We start from the raw sequence: 18,807 nt of genomic DNA, 5'->3' as shown, positions 1-18,807 counted from the left end.
ATTTTATTTTGATTCAAATTTACTTAATTTTCGGCTTATCACTGACGCAGCCATTATTTTTTACCCGAAGTTATAGGAGAGTAGTCCCGGCACTGGGATGTCCTTCAAAAGAAGTCAGTTTAATATTAAATTCCTTTTCATACGCTTCAGATACTGATTGAATAAATGAATCTGCGGCATCTTCATGAACTAAATTGATTGTGCATCCACCAAAGCCACCACCCATCAACCGGGCGCCTAAAACCTCTACCCGATTTTTTGAAAAATCGACTAAGAAGTCCAGTTCCCGGCAACTTACCTGGTACAAAGTTCGCAGGCCTTCGTGAGTTTGATACATTAATGTCCCAAGGGTTTTTAAATCTCCCTTATTTAAAGCTTCTACTGCATCCAAAACCCTATTGTTCTCTTGCACTACATAAGTGCATCTATCCAACACTTTGGGATTCATATCTGTTTTACTTGCCTTTATCATCTCTAAACTTGCATCACTGAGAGATGCTACGTAGGGATATTTTTTTAGCAGGATGGCCACGCCCTCTTCGCACTCTTTTCTTCTGGTATTATACTCACTACTGGCCAGGCTGTGAGAAATATTGCTGTTTAATAAAACCAGTTTGTAGGGCGCTATGGAAAATGGTATATAGGAATACTCCATACTTTTGCAATCCAGTAGGATTACATGATCTTTTTTACTCATTACTGAAGCAAACTGGTCCATTATCCCACACTTGGTGCCCAAATAATTGTGTTCAGCGTCCCTGGAAAGTACTACAATCTCATGTTTAGTTAGTCCAAGGTCAAAAAGCTCATTAAGCCCGAAGGCCAGACCGCATTCCAGGGCTGCCGAAGAGCTGACCCCTGCACCAACCGGCAGATCACTTTCTATAGTACATTGAAACCCTTTTAACTCTTTACTTCTTTTATAAATTTCATACAATACTCCCAGGATGTAATTTTCCCATTGCGTGTTACTCGGGGCAATATGTTTAAGATCTACAACCAGTGCTTTTTCATATCCCTTACTTCTAATTTCACATTGGGTATCTGTATTATTTCTTTCAAGGGTAAAGCGAATTCTCTTGTCTATGGCTGTGGGCAGGACATATCCCAGGTTATAGTCGGTATGCTCTCCAATTATATTGATCCTCCCCGGAGAATCTACAATCACTTTATCCAAACCCTTATCATCCATTTACTTAATTGAGAACTTTGCTTTTAATTTTAAAATTTTCTGTCGGGGTCAAATGGTGCAATATCCATTGCAGTTTTTCTATTGTCAATAATTTCTGAAACCAATTTCCCGGTAGCCGGTCCAAGACTCCAGCCCATCATAGCGTGCCCTGTAGCAAAAGTGAGGTTGCTATAAGCTTTGCTCCTGCCAATATATGGCAAACCGTCCGGACTTACCGGCCGAAGCCCACTTTTGGCGTTTGCCATGTCTTCCTTGCTTATTTCTAATTCCGGGTAATAGCTTTTCGCAGCCTTGGCAATGGCCTCAATGCGCTCTTTTCTGATGGTACCATTAATTCCAGAGAATTCCATAGTTCCGGAAAAACGGGTAAATCCCAGCATAGGTGTTACCGCTGCTTTGGCTTCCAAAAGTACGGCCGGAATGCTAATCCCTGTAGATTTTTTAACATTAATTGAATACCCTTTCCCGGCCTGCAATGGAATTTTAACAGCCAATTGTTTGGATATCTTGCCACTCCAGGAACCGGCCGCCAAAACAACTTCGTCGGCATTATAGGATGTTTTGGAGGTCCTTATTTCTGTGATTTTGCTGCCGGAAGTTGAAATCTCCTGCACTTCTTCATTGGTTTTTAGAATCACCCCGGCATCCTTGAGATGTTTTACCATTTTAGGCATAAATTCAGTTGGGGTTGTATGCCGGTCACATTCATAATGAATGGCCCCTTTTACATCTAATTTTACATTGGGTTCCAGTTTCTTCAATTCTGCCAGGTCCAGGGCTTTTACTTCCAGTTCGAGAGAACGAACTTTCTGTGCCACTTCCAATTCTTCTTCCCCGGCTTTATCTGTTTTGTAAAGCATTAGCAGACCTTTTCTTTCCAGTTGAAATTCACCTAAATCACCAGAAGCATGGAGTTCTTCGAATAGGCCACGGCTTAAAATATTAATATCCTTGATCACCGGAATGGCCATTGCCACTTTGGCTTGAGTGGAAGACTTGTGAAAATACCAGGACCATCTGAAAAAATCGGGGTCCCAACGTGGTTTCATATAAAACGGACTTGCCGAATTAAACATCCATTTAATGCCTTTAGTAATCATACCCGGAGAAGCCAATGGAATAATATGGCTGGGTATAATATAACCAGCGTTCACAAAAGAAGCCCCGGCAGTTATGTCTGATTTATCTATAACGGTCACCTGATGACCTGCCTTATTTAGATAATATGCAGAACTCAAACCGACAATCCCACCGCCAATAATAACTATGTGCTTACTCATATTAAATTACCTGAAACCCCTCTGCAAAAGGGTCGTCATCGTCAATGTTTATTTTATTGTATCCATAGACCCTTGCCCATCCTTTAATGCTGGGGATAATGGCTGTTTTGTTCCCTAAAGTAGTAACTTCTTCAATACGTCCTATAAACTGAGACCCGATAAAACTCTCGTGGATAAAATCTTCACCCAGTTTCAAGAGGCCTTTTGCATGCCATTGAGCCATGCGGGCTGAGGTGCCTGTGCCACATGGCGAACGATCAATAGCATTATCCCCATAAAAAACGGCATTCCGTGCCGAGGCATTTGACGCTATGGTCTTACCGGTCCACAGAATATGACTCACATCTCTGATAGTCTTATTTTTCGGATGTATAAATTCATCGGAGTATTTTGTATTGATAGCCTCCCGTATTTCCCGGCTAAAATGGATGAGCTCAGCGGCATTATAATCTTGTATCCCACTAAAGTTTTCCTGAGGATCTATGATGGCGTAAAAATTGCCTCCGTAAGAAACATCAAAAACTAAAGTGCCTAAATTAGCGCTTTCAATACTTAAATCACTGGCTGCAAGAAACGATTTTACGTTATTGAATTTTACCCAGTCTACTTTTTTATCCGTTTGCTGATATTCAACTTCCACCAAACCTGCAGGGGTTTCCAAACGTATTTTTCCCGGGATTTTTGGGTGTATTAATCCTTCTTCAATACCTATAGTGATGGAACCTATTGTACCATGTCCGCACATAGGTAAACAGCCACTGGTTTCAATAAATAAAATCCCCAGGTCGTTTGAAGGATCTGCCGGGGGGTAAAAAATACTACCGCTCATCATGTCATGGCCACGAGGCTCATACATAAGACCTTTGCGAATCCAATCATAGGACTCCAAAAAATGCTGCCTCTTTTCACTCATGTTGCGGCCATTCAAATCGGGGCCACCCTGAACAACAACCCGTACCGGATTGCCGCAAGTATGAGCATCAATACACTTAAAGGTAGTTATAGCCATTGGCCTGTGGTCTGTTAAATCGCAGCATTCGTGTAAACTCCATTTACCAATCGTAAAATTTGAAGGGGATTCTCATCTTTAAGGGCATCAGGCAGAAAATCCTGTGGCCAGCTCTGAAAGGCCACTGGCCTTACCCAACGTTTTATAGAATAAGGGCCCACTGCCGTAAACCTGCTATCTGTAGAAGCGGGGAAAGGTCCTCCATGCACCATTGAAGGGCAAACTTCCACCCCGGTAGGAACGCCGTTAAAAATAATCCGGCCCACCCGACTTCCAAGGGCAGCGACTACATTTGCATGTTCACCTATTTCTTGCTCGCTTCCTAAAATGGTGCCGGTAAGCTGACCTTCCAAATGATCGAGTATTGTGGTAAGCTCAAGGGCATCCTCACATTCAACAACAATAGAAAAGGGGCCAAATACTTCCTGGTGTAGTTTTGGGTTCTCCAGAAAATTTTTCCCTTCAGTAGTAAGTACAAGTTGTTGGGCAAAATAGGGTTGTGGTTCTGTTTCAAAACTTGTTATTGGGCTGGTACCGGCTTGGGCAGCAGCTGTTTGCTTACCTTTTTCGTAATTTCCGTAAATATTGGGATGCAACATACAGCTGGGTTCCAGCTTCGCAATTTCTTTTCCCAGGGAACTGATAAAAGTGTCTAAAGCTTCGCTTTTCAGACCTAAAATAAGTCCGGGATTAGTACAAAATTGCCCTGCGCCCAGCATAATGGATCCCGCGTATTGTTCTGACCAATAATTTCCCTTTTCTTCGAGGGCAGAAGGCAATACCACCACGGGGTTAATGCTTCCCATTTCTGCGAAAACTGGAATTGGTTCTGTACGTTCATTGGCTAATTTGTACAAGGCGGTTCCACCCCTGATACTTCCGGTAAATCCAACCGCTTTTATCACCGGATGTTTAACAAGTTGCTGACCCACTTCTATTCCGCTGCTATTCAAGTTAGAAAAGACCCCATTGGGCATATCTGTTTTTTTTGCTGCTTTTAGAATTGCTGAGGCTACCAGTTCCCCGGTTCCTGCATGCATGGGATGACTCTTTACAATAACCGGACAGCCTGCTGCAAGTGCACTGGCAGTATCACCACCTGCGGTGGAATAGGCTAGCGGAAAATTACTGGAGCCGAATACCGCAACTGGTCCCATAGGGAAAAGCATCTTTCTTATATCCGGTTTTGGAACAGGTGTTCTGTCTGGCAAGGCAGTATCAATACTGGCCTCTACCCAGGAACCATCTTCCAAAGTGCCGGCAAAAGTTCTTAACTGGCCCATGGTGCGTCCCCGTTCCCCTTTCGCCCTGCCTTCAGGCAGACCGCTTTCCTTGCAATAGGTTTCGATAAGTAAATCACCCAGGGCTTCTATCTCATCAGCAATAACTCTTAAAAATCCAGCTTTGCGTTCAGCGGTGAAATTTCTATAACTTTCAAAAGCTTCTGAGGCCAATTTTGTTGCTTCATTAAGTTCCTCTTTTGTGGCTTCATGAAAAGTCCATTCGTTCTCCAGATTTAGTTTGGGGTTAAAAGTTTTATAGGTCTTGCTACCATTGGCAGAGAGTTTATTTCCAATATAATTTTTTCCTGTGATCATAGTTTTGTTTGTTATGCAGAATGATAAGATGTTTTGTTCAAGGCCTTATAATCGGGTAATGTTGGTCTGGATTTCATTCCTTCTCCGATAATCTTTAGAACCCTTTTTCGTTCGTCTCCTTGCAGTTTCAGTCTGGGAGCTCTCACATTTTCTGTACCTATTCCGGTGGCAAGTTCGGCCAATTTAATATTCTGAACCAACTGTGGGCTAATATCCAGTTCCAATAGTGGTAAAAACCAGCGGTAAATTTGGAGAGCCTCGTCAGTTCTGCCAGCTTTAGCCAGTTCGTAAATGGCAACGGTTTCCTGTGGAAAAGCACAGACCAGACCGGCCACCCATCCATCGGCCCCCATTAATATACTTTCAAGTCCAAGGGTATCTACACCAGTAAGTACTTTTAACCGATCTCCAAATCTGTTTTTTATCCGGGTGATATTGGAAATATCACGGGTAGATTCTTTTACGGCTTGTATGTTATCGCATTGCAACATTTCCTCAAACATATCTAAAGTAACTTCAATTCCATAGTCTACGGGATTATTGTAGATCATGATGGGCAGGTCTGTACTTTGAGCAATAGCCTTAAAATAAGTAACCGTTTCAAAATCATTTGCTTTGTAACGCATTGGGGGTAGCATCATAAGTCCGCTCGCACCGTACTTCGCAGCATTATTTACAGCCTTAATAGCCCCTTTGGTGGATTGTTCTGCAATGTTTATGATAACAGGAATTTTCCCATCTACAATGCCAACAGTAGTCTCGATCAGGATTCTTTTTTCATCATCAGAAAGCGTACTGGCTTCACCCAGAGTGCCTCCCAGAATAATTCCGCTAACTCCTGCCTGGAGCTGTGCATTTATATTTACCTCAAACATCTTTAAATCCAAAGTATCGGACTCTGTGAATTTCGTTGTTACAGCGGGCATAACTCCCTTCCATTGTACTTGCATAATTATCAGGCTTTAGTTGTAAAATATAAAATTACTTATTTTACCACATCGAATTTATAAATAGTTGTGGATTTGTATTTATCTCCCGGTTCTAATAAAGTACTAGGGAAGTTTGATTGGTTTGGAGAATCTGGATAATGTTGTGTTTCCAGGCAAAAAGCGTTTCTTTTCATATAAGGATTTCCACTTTTACCAATACTGCTCCCATTTAAAAAATTACCACCGTAAAGTTGAACACCCGGTTCGGAGGTATATACTTCCATTATTCTACCACTTATGGGTTCTGTAACCCTGGCCGCCAGGACAAGTCCTTCACTATTTTTAGGAGATTCATTGAGTACAAAATTATGATCATAACCTCCTCCTATAACCATTTGAGCATTATTGCTATCCAGGTCTGTGAGAATTGTTTTCGGGCTGGTAAAATCAAAGGGTGTGCCTTTAACACTCTCAAGGGTACCGATAGGGATAAGTCCGGCATCTACCGGGGTATAAGCAGAGGCGTTGATCATCATTAGATGATCATTAACATCCCCCTTGCCTTCACCTTTAAGGTTAAAATAGGAGTGGTTGGTTAAATTAATAATAGTGGTTTTATCTGTGATGGCCTCGTAGCTGATTTTTAGTTCATTGTTATCTGAAAGAATGTAGGTAACCTTTACATCCAGGTTGCCGGGGTAACCTTCCTCCATATCCGAAGAAACACGGGTAAATTCAATTTTGTTGGGTGCGGTTTGTCTGGCTTTCCAGATCACAGCATCAAAACCAATATTGCCGCCGTGCAAATGGTTTTCCCCATTGTTTTTTGCCAGTTTATACTTAGTGTTTTTAATAGAAAATTTACCTTTAGCAATTCGGTTTCCATACCGGCCAATTACAGCTCCGAAGTTGTTTTTGGGCCCATTCATATATCCGTCGAGCGTAGGTAACCCAAGAACTATATCCCCCATTTTTCCATCTTTATCAGGCACATGTAAAGCTATTAATCGCTGCCCGTAATTTGTAAAGTCTGCTCTTAATCCGTTTTTATTAGTTAGAGTATATAGGTTAATACTATCACCATCAATAACTGCCTTAAAATCATCCGGATTTATTGTATTGGCATAGGAAATCTTCTGTTCTTCCATCCCGGGTTTTTTATTGCTATTATTATCCTTACAGCCAAAAAATACCAGGGAAATAAGAATAAAAGAAATTAAGGAATTGATCTTCATAAATGAATTACTTTTTGGGCCAATAAAAGTAGGGAAAAGTAATCAGGAAAAAGAGATACAGGAAATATTATTACGGCAATAAAGTATTTAATTCAAGAGAACAATATGTATTAGGCAAAAGGCACATTGTATTAAATAAAATATTTATATTTTAGGCTAATGAGACCAGTTTTCTCCGGAATTTTTGTGTTATTACTATTTATGCAATTTACCTTAAGAGGCCAAATTGAAGAAGACAAGGCCCTTCATTTTGCTGCCGGCGCAGTTTCGGGGGCAGCCGGGGCTTTAATAGCTTCAAAAATAAGTAAAAGAAATCGTTTTTGGACAGTTACCGGCTCTGTTGCAGCCAGCCTAATAGCGGGCCTAGCCAAGGAGGCTATTGATAAGGGTAATGGAGGTAAATGGGATAATGGCGATTTGGCAGCAACAGTCTTAGGAGGGGTAACCGTTGGAGTTAGTATAGAATTGTTTTCCAAAAAAAGTGGGAAGTACTATGTTAAAAGAAAAAAGTCTGCCAAAAAGAGGAAAAAGAATGATAAGTTAATGGCACTCTATTAATTGAATAATCTATTGGATTAGTATCTGCATTTTAAAGCCACTCTCTGCGTTTAAAGTAGTAGAGCATACCTAAAAATACTACAACCATAACTCCCAATAGCACAAAATACCCGTATTGAAATTTAAGTTCTGGAATATTTTCGAAATTCATTCCATAGACCCCGGCAATAAAAGTAAGTGGGATAAATATGGTAGCCATAATGGTTAGCACTTTCATTACTTCATTCATCCGGTTACTAATGGTGGTCATATACATATCCATCAGACTCCAGATCAATTCTCTCTGAATATCTATGCTTTCTGAGACCTGAATAACGTGGTCATACAAATCTCTTAAGTACAATTGGGTTTTTTCAGTAATAAGTGAGGTCTCAACTTTATCCATTCGGTTTACGACTTCTCTAAGTGGATAAACAGCACGACGTATTTTTAATATTTCTCTTTTAAGACTGTGAATTTCCTGAATCAGATCATTATTTGGTTTTTCTTCAAATAAATTTTCCTCCAATTCTTCTATTTTTTCACCCAATACTTCCATGAGATTAAAATAATTATCCACTATGGCATCCATGAGTGTATAAAGAAGGTAGTCTGCACCCTGGCTCCTAACTCTGCCTTTGCTATTGCGCAATCGCTCCCTGACCGAATCAAAAACATCACCATCCGATTCCTGAAAAGACAATAGATAATTAGAGCCCTGAACGAAACTTATATTTTCAAATATCAGATTCTGTTCCTTATCATAATAAAGCATTTTTAGGACTACGAAGACATATTCCTCATGTTCCTCCAATTTGGGTCTTTGTTTGGTATTTGCGATGTCTTCGATTATTAGTGGATGCAGTTCAAAGTTTTTTCCCAATTTTTCAATTTCATTAACGTGATTAAGCCCGTTGACATTGATCCAGGTTGTAGTCTCCTTATCTTCATAGGTAAAAGCTTCTTCTATATTTTTAAGTTGTTTTTCATCGAGACTATCCTTGTTGTAATCAAAGACATCTATAAACAAATCTTTTTTGGCCTTGTTCCCAACATAAACGATAGTACCGGGGGCTAATCCTGTTTTTATTGCGGTTTGTGAAGAGCTGGCTTTTTTCATGTTCTAAGCTTAGAATATTACAATGTAAGTTATTTAAAAAAGCTTTACAACTGAATGTTTGATCCCCCATGTATGAGTGACCATCTACAATTCAACCACAAGTTTCCCTTTGGCTGAATTACTTTCCATATAAACGTGGGCTTCAACGATTTGGTCGAGACTGAAAACCTTATCAATATTAAGGGTAATCTCCCCATCCGCAACTGCATCAATAAAATCTTGTAATAAGTCTTTCTTTAGATTGACCGCGTCTCCCATATAAACCGTCAATCGTCCCAAAGAAGGAATGTCGCCCATGGGCGTAAATTCTTTAAGTGTCCATTCGCCACCCAGTATTCCTGTCATACATACTATCCCCCGCCGTTTTATACACTTTAAAGAATCCTTTAATGTTTTTATACCAATTAATTCCAACACCTTGTTTACACCTTCGGGGAACAATTCTTTAAGTTCCACGGAAATTGTTCCATTATCAATAAGGACATAGTCTGCCCCATTTTCTATTAAGAACTTCTTTTTCGACTCGTTCCTGGTGGTAGATATAACTGTTAATCCCAAGTGCTTTGCTAACTGGCAGGAGAGCATTCCTATAGAAGATGTTCCACCTCTGATAAGTAAGGTCTCTCCATTTCTGACTTCCAACGCCTGAGTTAAAGACCCTGAAACAGTTTGAAACATTTCCGGGATGGCTCCAAGGGTACTCCAGGGCAAATTGCTCTCAAAAGGAAATACAATCTGCAAAGGCACTATGGTATACTCAGCATAACTTCCGTCAAAAACCCTACCCATACCACCCATAATAGCAGCAACTTTCTGGCTTATACGGTAGGTGCCGGACGGGTCTTCCTCTATGGTTCCTACACATTCTATTCCCTGGATTCTGGGAAAAACAACATTGGGGGAATGACCTTGGCGAGTAAATAATTCAGATCTGTTTAATCCAAAAGCTTTTATTTTAATTAATACCCACCCCTCTTTTATCTCGGGGATAGCTCTTTTTTGTATCTCAATGACCTCAGGTGAACCCGATTGTAAAGTTACCGCTGCTTTCATGTATTCCCTTTTATATAAACTTAATGATATTATCTGATTTGAAACTCAATACACAGTTAAAAAAAAGGAACACATATCCGTTAAACCTCGGGAATATAATCGTTGAAGACGTGTTCGTTGAATTTTATCATGCAAATGGAACGCTTGTTAGTAAAGGAAATTCTCTATTTGTATGGAAAAAAGAGGAGGATGAGTGGAGAATTTTCCGTGATGTATATATGCCAATTAAATAATAGAAAGAATCCGACTTACACAAATAAAAAGGAATTTAAAGAACAGCTTACAATAATGGCTCCTCTGAAAAGCCCTAGACCATCCCGATAGCTTCTCCTTCGTAATACTATGGAGAAGGAGCTATCGGGACTCTAAAGTTAATCAATAAGTTCTTTTTTACTTAAACCACCTTTTTTTATTTTAATATAACTTGAATGCTAAGAACAGTAAGCAACGTATCATTGTTTAAAACCCTGCTCGTAAAGATCAACCCAGAAGATTTTGGGTGTCGCTTAATAGTTTTTTTGTTTTTAGTAAATTAGAAAATGGTGCGGCTACTTCAATACACTTTTCGTGCATCTTTGTTTTCCAGTCTTCTTTAATAGCTTTGATAACTGCATCTGCCAGATTTTTACTAAAGATATGTATGTCATCACTTTCAGGCACTAAATAACCCACTTCTTCAGTCATAAAATCCCTTGGTCCACCAGAATCAGCACCAATTACAGGAACACCGCATGCCAAAGCCTCTATTAACACCATTCCAAACGGTTCTGCTTTAGATGGAAAAGTGCAAACACTTGCAGCAGCGAATAATTTGGCCAATTCCGGCTGCATCAACGGTCCTACAAAAAAGGTATTCTTGTTTCCGAGGCTATCATTTAAATTCTGCAATTCAATATTGTATTCCTTTTTTTGTTTTCCAATAATCAAGGTAAGAAGTTCGTCACCAAATTCCTCCTCCCAGATACTGGCAGCACGTAATACAGCATCAATTCGCTTCCAACCTACAAATTGTCCCACAAAAACAATCATGTGTTTGTAATCTGTTCTAATAGCAAAGGTATTTTCTTTAGTCAAACCAAGGTGCTTTAGCTTTGCTTCTTTTAAAACATCTTCCAATTTAACATGGGGACGGGGAATAAAACAATTATTAAAACCTGGATTTGCCAAAATGAACTTTTTCTTGTCAAACTGTGGGAATAAATTGGAAAATACGTCCATATTCTCTTCCGAAATGGCATAGGCAAGATTTGCATTACCAGGTTTGTTACAATCCTCAAACACCTTCAAATCGGTGAGTTGTTTATGGAATGAGGATGGCCATTTCCTGTTGGAAGGTTCCAGTTGGCCAGAACTAATGAGCGAGGTTTCCCGCAATTCGTTTTCCATCATTATCATAGCGGTGCCATGTAAAAAGATGACAATCGGAGGTACCGAATAGCCGTTTTCAGCTCTCTTTTCCATTACCTTTTTCGCGATAATACTGTTAATGCAGATGTGATGAGCTACAAAGAGTTGGATCTCAGAACCCGCTTCAAAGTTGTTTTCAATTTCCAACATGTATTCATAAACAAGTTTTACATTATCAGAAATAAATTTATTTACATAGTCATCACTTACGCCGCCCCAACGGTGCCCATCGGGATGGCTATATTCGGGCACTTCAGAATCCATTTCGTAGATCCTGACATCATTCCGGTTCAGGTCTTTGTTTTTTTGACGGGCAAAACCAGAAGGAAATATTGAATAACTGGCTACACCATCCATGGTATTAAAAACTTCGTGTTGAGCCTCGTGCAATATTCCGGATCCCGAGGTTGCTTCCTCTGGAGATTGCCAGGGATAGGAACCCAACTGAAAGATCACATAATTTTTGGAAGAGTGGGTTTTACCTTTTACTTTGGGTTCTTCATTCATAAATGCAGGTTTGAATATTACTTTATAAAATATGTTTGCACGGTGAAATTTGAATTGTTAAGAAGATGTTGTTCTATAGTTTTATGTTCTTTGCCCTCTTTTAAATAATCACTAGTCCTAAACCATTAACTATTAATTCTTGCCAAAAAGTAATCAAAATAAATTTCTGGAGCCTATAAATTATTGAAAAAAACTAATTTATGCGAATCGAGGGTTAAAAAATTAGCTTTGTAAAGACCGCCGCCCACCTTCTCTAAGGGGATAGAGTCAAGCCCTTCGCCAACTGCGTTGGCTGGTACTTTTTTAGTTCCTTCACTTAAAAAGTAAACTTTTACGTTTCGCAACTAAAAAAGCCCCTCACTTTCGTGAAGGGCTCTGCTTCTATGCGGTCTGGACGAGATTGATTTCCTCGCTTACTCGGAAATCGGCCTGGATATGGTCCTGTAGAGAAGTGTGCCCGAGCCCTCCTGTCTGCTTCGCAAACAGTGGTACTTCTCCATTTCTACGTACTTGAAAGCAAGCTTTCGCACTGCGAAATGAAAAAGCCCCTCACTTTCGTGAAGGGCTCTGCTTCTATGCGGTCTGGACGAGACTCGAACTCGCGACCCCCTGCGTGACAGGCAGGTATTCTAACCAACTGAACTACCAGACCAATTTTGTATTAAGCGTTTATAAAAAGTACGATTTTTTTGATTTTTTAAAAATCGTTCTCTCTTTATTGCTTCGGTTCTTGTATTGAACTCTTCAGTATACACCAATTTCCATGGTATTTTCTTTGAAGTGTATTTAGAAAGGCCTTCATTATGATATTGCACTCTTTTTATCAAATCTTTAGTTTGACCAATATAAAAAGAGTTATCTACGGCACTTTCAATCATATATACAAAAAACATACTTCTAAGAACGTGTTTGCCTTGCGACAGGCAGTCCCGAGTACTCGGGATAACCAACTGAACTACCAAACCGTAGCGTTTAGCGTGTGCAAATATACGTTGCTAAATGAATTCCACAAACAATTTTTTTTAAAATTCCGTTTGTGCTATAAAAAATTCTGTCGCTCTATCATGAAAGTATTCAACACCTTGGTAAAGGGTTCCCTGATATCTACCTCAACATATTTTATTCGATACTGTGCACATTTTAGTTTTAAGTCAGTCAGGTATTCACCAAACCCAATCTCGTAGGCCTCTTTAACAGTATCTGCATAAAGATCAATATGGCTTCCTGTTTCTACATCAATAAATCTTTTGGGAGTATTCTCAAAGTTAAAATGCAACTCGGTTTCATTATCCAGCAAATGGAATAAGACTACTTCATGTTTGTTGTATTTTAAATGCCGCAGGGCTTCAAAAAGCTTTTCATCTGAAGTCGCAGTCTGGAACATGTCTGTAAAAAGAAAAACAAGACTTCGCCTTTTTATCTTCTCTGCAATCTGATGTAAATAGGTATAGATCTCTGTTTGCCTGGCAGGCTTTTTATCCAGGCTTATTTCACTGAGTTTAGACAATAACATCTGATGATGTCTTTCACTCCCTTTCTCAGAGGCGTAAAAGCTATAACTATCCGAGAAAAGACTTAGACCCACGGCATCCCGCTGCTTTTTAAGAATGTTCATTAAGGCTGCAATAGCAAGAACGGCAAAACCAATTTTATTTAAATGATCTATGGAAAGTTTCTGCAATTCCGGATAATACATAGAAGCCGAATTGTCCAATATCATATGACATCTCAGATTGGTTTCTTCTTCATATCTCTTTGTATAAAGCTTGTCTGTCTTTGCAAACAATTTCCAATCTATGTGCTTTGTGCTCTCTCCGGTATTATAAATTTTATGCTCAGCAAATTCTGCAGAAAAACCGTGAAAGGGGCTTTTATGGATTCCGCTGATAAAGCCTTCCACTATCTGCTTCGCCAATAATTCAAGGTTTTGAAATAAAGGGGCTCTATTTAATTCTGACCGCAAATCCATAAGACCAAGATAAACTAAAAAAGGTTTAGCAAATGCTAAACCTTTTTTAAAATAGAAGTCTCTTTTTTAATTAAAGAACGGCTTCTATTGCATCGGTATATACTTTTTTTGGAGATACTCCAACCTGTCTGGTAACAATTTCACCATCCTTAAATACAAGAACCGTTGGAATATTTCGCACTCCGTATTTTGCGGCAAATTCCTGATTGGTATCCACATCAACTTTTCCTACTACGGCCTTACCTTCATATTCAGTACTTACCTCATCTATAATAGGTCCTACCATTCTACATGGACCGCACCATGCAGCCCAAAAATCAACCACTACGGGTTTATCACTTTTTAAAACTACTTCGTCAAAAGTAGCATCAGTTATCTCTAAAGCCATATCGTTTTTGTTTATAATTACGCAAATTTAGTCAATTATTCTACTTGTTCATTACTCCAATAGTATTCCTTTTTCTTATTTCCCTATCGAAAAAGCTTATTTAATTTAATTTATAGTGCACGTCCTTTTCTTCCAAAGTGTGCAATAGTTCACTGGTGATCTCAACTTTTTGTTTTCTGCTGGACAGGTTAACTTTAATTTCTTCCTTCATTTCGTAAATAACAAAATTTAGCGGATGCTTCCCTTTATAGGAGATAAGAGTATCTTTTAGTTCGCTAATAGTTTCTTCTTTGAGTTGGTCAATATTCAATTTTATCGTCAATTTTTTAGCAAAGTTTTCCATAGTTTCCTGCAACAACATAAAATTGACAAACTGCAGCCGTGCATCTCCTTTTTTGCCGGTTTCGCGGTTTGTCCATCCTTCGCGGACAAATACTTTTACAAATACAAACGAATTAATCATAAAAAAGTGTCGGAATTTTAAATATTCTTCTCCAAAAATGCGAAACTCAAAAGTGTCTGTATAATCCTCCATGGTAAATAAGGCCCATCCCTTACCATTTTTAGATACTCTGTGTTGAACATCCGTAATAACTCCGGCAAAGGAAAGCTCCCTGTTTACGTGGTCTTCCAAGTTATTAAAGAAAGAAACATTGGCATTGCAAAAGGCATTAATCTCTGATCTGAAATCATCCAGCGGATGCCCGGAGATATAAATTCCAACCACTTCTTTTTCTCTTCTCAGTTTTTCCATAGTACCCCATTCCGCACAGGGAGGTACTTCAGGTTCCGGAATCTGCACTTCACTGGTGTCACCAAACAAGCTTACCTGAGATGAGTTTTCGCTTTCCTGAAATTTTGAACCGTATTTTATAACCATTTCAAGGAAGGTGCTACCATCTCCTTCCTTGTGAAAATATTGTGCTCTGTGTGTGTCTCCAAATGAATCGAAACCACCGGCCAGAGCAAGGTTTTCAAAGGCTTTTTTATTGGCTGCTCTTAAATCTATACGTTTGGTTAAATCAAATACCGATTTATAGGGCCCATTCTCTTTACGGGTTTCAACAATCGTCTCTACAGCTGAACGTCCTACCCCTTTTATAGCACCCATACCAAAACGAACCGCATTGTCCTTATTTACCGCAAATTTGTAATAGGATTCGTTTACATCAGGACCCAGAACTTCCAACCCCATTCGTTTACATTCCTCCATAAAAAAAGTAACCTGCTTAATGTCGTTCATGTTGTTAGACAACACGGCAGCCATATATTCTGCGGGATAATGTGCTTTTAAATAAGCCGTTTGATATGCGATATACGCATAGCATGTAGAATGACTTTTATTAAATGCATAGGAAGCAAAAGCTTCCCAGTCTTTCCAGATCTTCTCCAAAATTTCTCTTGGATGGCCATTTTTTTCGCCCCCGTCAAGGAACTGTGGCTTAAGTTTTTGAAGCAGGGCAAATATTTTTTTACCCATTGCTTTTCTAAGAACATCGGCGTCGCCTTTAGAAAACCCAGCAAGCTTTTGTGATAATAACATCACCTGTTCCTGATAAACGGTTATTCCGTAGGTTTCTTTAAGGTTTTCCTCCATAACCGGGAGGTCATAGGCAATTTCCTCCTCGCCATTCTTCCGCGCTATAAAACTGGGGATGTATTCCATTGGACCAGGACGGTAGAGCGCATTCATGGCTATTAGGTCATCAAATACAGAGGGCTTCAGATCTTTCAGGTGTTTCTGCATTCCCACAGATTCATATTGAAAGATCCCAACTGTGTCCCCCCGCTGAAATAGCTCATATGTGGCTGTATCATCCAGGGGAAATTCATCCGGATCTAGTTGAATACCGTGTTTGGCTTTTACAATTTTAACGGTATCCTTAATTAGAGTTAAGGTTTTCAGACCCAGAAAATCCATTTTCAATAAGCCTGCATTCTCGACTACAGAATTATCGAACTGTGTCACATAAAGGTCAGAATCCTTGGCTGTAGCAACTGGAACAAAATTGGTTATATCATCCGGAGTAATAATAACCCCACAGGCATGGATACCTGTATTTCGCAAAGACCCTTCCAATACTCTGGCCATATTTACCGTCTGCGCCTCCAGGTCGTCCCCTTCGGAAATATTGAGCAGACTATTCACTTTTTCCAATTCATCTGACCGAAACCGTTTTTTAAGATCAGCCTCCGGAAGACCAAATATTTTACTCAATTTGGACATATTGGGAATCAATTTCGCAATCCGGTCCGCATCATTTAAGGGCAGGTCAAGAACTCTTGCAGTATCTCTGATAGAGGATTTTGCAGCCATTGTACCATAAGTGATAATCTGAGCTACCTGATTAGCACCATATTTATTGATGACATAATCCATAACTCTTCCCCGGCCTTCATCATCAAAGTCAATGTCAATATCGGGCATTGAAACTCTGTCAGGGTTTAGGAAACGCTCAAACAGGAGGTCGTATTTTAGAGGGTCAATATTGGTTATCCAAAGACAATAGGCTACGACAGAACCAGCGGCAGACCCTCTTCCCGGGCCTACAGAAACGTCCATATTTCTTGCTTCCCTGATAAAATCCTCTACGATCAAAAAATAGCCGGGATAGCCAGAGTTCTCTACAGTTGTTAATTCAAAATCAATGCGCTCCCTTATTTCATCTGTAATTTCGTCATATCTTTTTTTGGCCCCTTCATAAGTAAGATGTCTGAGGTAAGCATTTTCACCGCGTTTCCCACTATCTGCTTCATCCTCTTTAATCTTAAATTCGACAGGAATTTCAAATTCGGGTAAGAGTACATCCCTTGCCAGTTCAAAAGGCTCAATTTTGTTTACTATTTCCTGAATATTCAAAATAGATTCAGGAAGGTCTTTAAACAATTCCTTCATCTCAGCACCGCTCTTAAAGTAGTACTCCTGGTTGGGCAGGCCGTATCTGTAACCACGACCCCTGCCAATAGGGGTGGCTTGTTTTTCTCCATCCTTTACACATAGCAAAATATCGTGTGCATTTGCATCCTCCTTTGCACAATAATAAGTATTGTTGGTGGCTACTAATTTTACCTGATGTTTTTTGGCAAATTCAACCAATACTTTATTAGCTCTTTCTTCATCTTCCTGACCATGCCTCATTATTTCAAGATAGAAGTCATCTTTAAAAACAGATTTCCACCAAAGTAAGGACTCCTCAGCCTGATTTTCACCAATATTTAAAATTTTGGAAGCTACTTCGCCATAAAGGTTTCCGCTGAGGACAATAATATCGTCCTTGAATTGGGTTATAATTTTTTTATCAATTCTGGGAACATAGTAAAATCCCTCGGTGTAAGCAATAGAAGACATTTTTGCCAGATTGTGATAGCCGTTTTTATTTTTAGCCAGCAACACCATCTGATACCCATGATCCTTGACGTTCTTATTGGAATGGTCATCACAAACAAAAAATTCGCAACCAATAATGGGTTTTATGTAATTACCCGGGCTTGGTTTTCCATTTTCCGTAGCCGTAGTTTCTTCTACCATTTTATTGTGGGCCTTAACCTCTTTAACAAAATGAAAAGCTCCCATCATATTGGCATGATCTGTCATTGCTACGGCAGACATCTTGTTTTCTGCAGCACTTGCTACAAGATTCTTTATTTTAATGGTAGACTGCAGCACCGAAAACTGGGAGTGGTTATGCAGATGTATAAATTCAGCATCTTCAAGTGACTTTATATTTTGGCTCAGGTCCTCCTCGGAAACATCTATTATATCTAAAGTTTTCAGATGTTTGGCTATTTTTTCAGAAGACTTCTTTAAGTTGATATGTTTTAAACCTATTAATTGAATTTCCTGTGGGTTGGCTTCTGTAAATTTTTCAAAATAATCTGGTTGTACATCTAATTGTTTTTTAGTGTATTGCTTTCTTCTTATTAGTTCCAGAAAACAACGCGTAGTTGCTTCCACATCTGCTGTGGCATTGTGCGCTTCTGTAAAGGGAGTCTTAAACAAATATTGATGAAGTTCAGTAAGGGTAGGAAGCTTAAATTTACCACCACGCCCTCCCGGAAGTGCACAGAGTGTGGCCGTATGTTCCGTACATGTATCCAGAACGGGCAATTCCCCTAACAGCGTTTTTAGATCTGCCCGATAAAATTCAGCCCCCATAATATTAATATCAAAACCAACATTCTGACCGACTACAAATTTGGTTTTAGTAAGGGCGTCATTAAACTTATCCAATACTTCGGCCAAAGGAAGTCCATTCTCCTGGGCTAATTCGGTGGAAATGCCATGAATTTTTTCAGCATCATAGGGAATATTGAAGCCTTCAGGCTGAATCAGGTATTCCTGCCGGTCTAATAAACTTCCAAGTGCATCGTGCAATTGCCATGCAATTTGAACACAACGAGGCCAATTATCGGTATCACTTACCGGAGCATTCCACTTCCTTGGCAGACCAGTAGTTTCAGTATCAAAAATGAGGTACATATTAGTTTTGTTTCGGCGTAAAAAAAGTAGCTAAAAATAACTAAATACGTCCTTTTGAGAAAGTGTATTTGTTAGTAGTTATCAACGTTGATTAACCCTTGTG

At 39.5% G+C, this 18,807-nt stretch carries 14 protein-coding genes and 1 tRNA gene; 1 reads left to right on the top strand and 14 read right to left on the bottom strand.

The window, feature by feature from the left end; genetic code table 11:
* Window positions 1-70: 70 nt before the first annotated feature.
* From galK to Q0X66_RS03170, 6 genes are read right to left on the bottom strand one after another with little or no spacing between them, the layout of a single operon-like run.
* Window positions 71-1,192: a galactokinase gene (gene galK / locus Q0X66_RS03195; protein WP_297703100.1), complete on the bottom strand. Its 1,122-nt coding sequence runs from the start codon at window positions 1,190-1,192 to the stop codon at window positions 71-73.
* 29 nt (window positions 1,193-1,221) lie between these two features.
* Window positions 1,222-2,472, bottom strand: coding sequence for an FAD-dependent oxidoreductase (locus Q0X66_RS03190; protein WP_297703098.1), 1,251 nt, complete (start codon window positions 2,470-2,472; stop codon window positions 1,222-1,224).
* Window position 2,473: 1 nt separating this feature from the next.
* The gene (locus Q0X66_RS03185) at window positions 2,474-3,481 is read right to left on the bottom strand and encodes a 4-hydroxyproline epimerase (RefSeq protein ID WP_297703096.1); all 1,008 of its coding nucleotides are present in this window, start codon (window positions 3,479-3,481) and stop codon (window positions 2,474-2,476) included.
* A gap of 14 nt (window positions 3,482-3,495) precedes the next feature.
* A complete protein-coding gene (locus Q0X66_RS03180) occupies window positions 3,496-5,079 on the bottom strand; it encodes an aldehyde dehydrogenase (NADP(+)) (protein WP_297703094.1) in 1,584 nt (527 codons plus the stop codon).
* An 11-nt stretch (window positions 5,080-5,090) separates the two neighbouring features.
* On the bottom strand, window positions 5,091-6,029 hold the full coding sequence (locus Q0X66_RS03175; RefSeq protein WP_297703092.1) for a dihydrodipicolinate synthase family protein: 939 nt from the start codon (window positions 6,027-6,029) through the stop codon (window positions 5,091-5,093).
* A 35-nt stretch (window positions 6,030-6,064) separates the two neighbouring features.
* On the bottom strand, window positions 6,065-7,243 hold the full coding sequence (locus Q0X66_RS03170; RefSeq protein WP_297703090.1) for an aldose epimerase family protein: 1,179 nt from the start codon (window positions 7,241-7,243) through the stop codon (window positions 6,065-6,067).
* Window positions 7,244-7,402: 159 nt separating this feature from the next.
* Between Q0X66_RS03170 and Q0X66_RS03165 the strand changes: the two genes are divergently transcribed.
* On the top strand, window positions 7,403-7,801 hold the full coding sequence (locus Q0X66_RS03165) for a hypothetical protein (RefSeq protein WP_297703088.1): 399 nt from the start codon (window positions 7,403-7,405) through the stop codon (window positions 7,799-7,801).
* Window positions 7,802-7,832: 31 nt separating this feature from the next.
* On the opposite strand, the gene corA is transcribed toward Q0X66_RS03165, so the two are convergent.
* The 8 genes from corA to dnaE all read right to left on the bottom strand — a co-directional run bounded on the left by corA (window position 7,833) and on the right by dnaE (window position 18,704).
* Complete coding sequence (gene corA / locus Q0X66_RS03160) at window positions 7,833-8,900, bottom strand: magnesium/cobalt transporter CorA (protein WP_297703086.1); 1,068 nt, start codon at window positions 8,898-8,900, stop codon at window positions 7,833-7,835.
* Between the two features lie 84 nt (window positions 8,901-8,984).
* A complete protein-coding gene (locus Q0X66_RS03155; protein ID WP_297703084.1) occupies window positions 8,985-9,953 on the bottom strand; it encodes a zinc-binding alcohol dehydrogenase family protein in 969 nt (322 codons plus the stop codon).
* Between the two features lie 480 nt (window positions 9,954-10,433).
* The gene (locus tag Q0X66_RS03150; RefSeq protein WP_297703082.1) at window positions 10,434-11,867 is read right to left on the bottom strand and encodes a glycosyltransferase family 4 protein; all 1,434 of its coding nucleotides are present in this window, start codon (window positions 11,865-11,867) and stop codon (window positions 10,434-10,436) included.
* 578 nt (window positions 11,868-12,445) lie between these two features.
* A tRNA-Asp gene (locus Q0X66_RS03145) sits at window positions 12,446-12,519 on the bottom strand.
* Complete coding sequence (locus Q0X66_RS03140) at window positions 12,497-12,829, bottom strand: GIY-YIG nuclease family protein (RefSeq protein WP_297703080.1); 333 nt, start codon at window positions 12,827-12,829, stop codon at window positions 12,497-12,499. The genes Q0X66_RS03145 and Q0X66_RS03140 overlap by 23 nt, the downstream gene beginning before the upstream one ends.
* Window positions 12,830-12,906: 77 nt before the next feature.
* Window positions 12,907-13,836: a DUF58 domain-containing protein gene (locus Q0X66_RS03135; protein ID WP_297703078.1), complete on the bottom strand. Its 930-nt coding sequence runs from the start codon at window positions 13,834-13,836 to the stop codon at window positions 12,907-12,909.
* A gap of 70 nt (window positions 13,837-13,906) precedes the next feature.
* Window positions 13,907-14,224 (bottom strand): thioredoxin, encoded by a 318-nt coding sequence (trxA, locus tag Q0X66_RS03130; RefSeq protein WP_297703076.1) that lies wholly within the window; start codon window positions 14,222-14,224, stop codon window positions 13,907-13,909.
* Window positions 14,225-14,324: 100 nt separating this feature from the next.
* Window positions 14,325-18,704, bottom strand: coding sequence for a DNA polymerase III subunit alpha (gene dnaE / locus Q0X66_RS03125; RefSeq protein WP_297703074.1), 4,380 nt, complete (start codon window positions 18,702-18,704; stop codon window positions 14,325-14,327).
* Between the last annotated feature and the right edge of the window lie 103 nt (window positions 18,705-18,807).

This window comes from uncultured Eudoraea sp. (genome assembly GCF_947260015.1).
In the GTDB taxonomy this organism is placed as follows: domain Bacteria; phylum Bacteroidota; class Bacteroidia; order Flavobacteriales; family Flavobacteriaceae; genus Eudoraea.
Note: the sequence above shows the minus strand (reverse complement) of the source record. Positions and strands in the feature narration are given on the sequence as shown.

Excerpts from the sequence above, each read along its gene's own strand:
- Q0X66_RS03155 (WP_297703084.1), bottom strand. The coding sequence starts at position 9,953 with ATGAAAGCAGCGGTAACTTTACAATCGGGTTCACCTGAGGTCATTGAG.
- Q0X66_RS03150 (WP_297703082.1), bottom strand. The coding sequence starts at position 11,867 with ATGAATGAAGAACCCAAAGTAAAAGGTAAAACCCACTCTTCCAAAAAT.
- Q0X66_RS03170 (WP_297703090.1), bottom strand. The coding sequence starts at position 7,243 with ATGAAGATCAATTCCTTAATTTCTTTTATTCTTATTTCCCTGGTATTT.
- Q0X66_RS03165 (WP_297703088.1), top strand. The coding sequence starts at position 7,403 with ATGAGACCAGTTTTCTCCGGAATTTTTGTGTTATTACTATTTATGCAA.
- trxA (WP_297703076.1), bottom strand. The coding sequence starts at position 14,224 with ATGGCTTTAGAGATAACTGATGCTACTTTTGACGAAGTAGTTTTAAAA.
- corA (WP_297703086.1), bottom strand. The coding sequence starts at position 8,900 with ATGAAAAAAGCCAGCTCTTCACAAACCGCAATAAAAACAGGATTAGCC.
- Q0X66_RS03180 (WP_297703094.1), bottom strand. The coding sequence starts at position 5,079 with ATGATCACAGGAAAAAATTATATTGGAAATAAACTCTCTGCCAATGGT.
- Q0X66_RS03135 (WP_297703078.1), bottom strand. The coding sequence starts at position 13,836 with ATGGATTTGCGGTCAGAATTAAATAGAGCCCCTTTATTTCAAAACCTT.
- Q0X66_RS03175 (WP_297703092.1), bottom strand. The coding sequence starts at position 6,029 with ATGCAAGTACAATGGAAGGGAGTTATGCCCGCTGTAACAACGAAATTC.
- dnaE (WP_297703074.1), bottom strand. The coding sequence starts at position 18,704 with ATGTACCTCATTTTTGATACTGAAACTACTGGTCTGCCAAGGAAGTGG.
- Q0X66_RS03185 (WP_297703096.1), bottom strand. The coding sequence starts at position 3,481 with ATGGCTATAACTACCTTTAAGTGTATTGATGCTCATACTTGCGGCAAT.
- galK (WP_297703100.1), bottom strand. The coding sequence starts at position 1,192 with ATGGATGATAAGGGTTTGGATAAAGTGATTGTAGATTCTCCGGGGAGG.
- Q0X66_RS03190 (WP_297703098.1), bottom strand. The coding sequence starts at position 2,472 with ATGAGTAAGCACATAGTTATTATTGGCGGTGGGATTGTCGGTTTGAGT.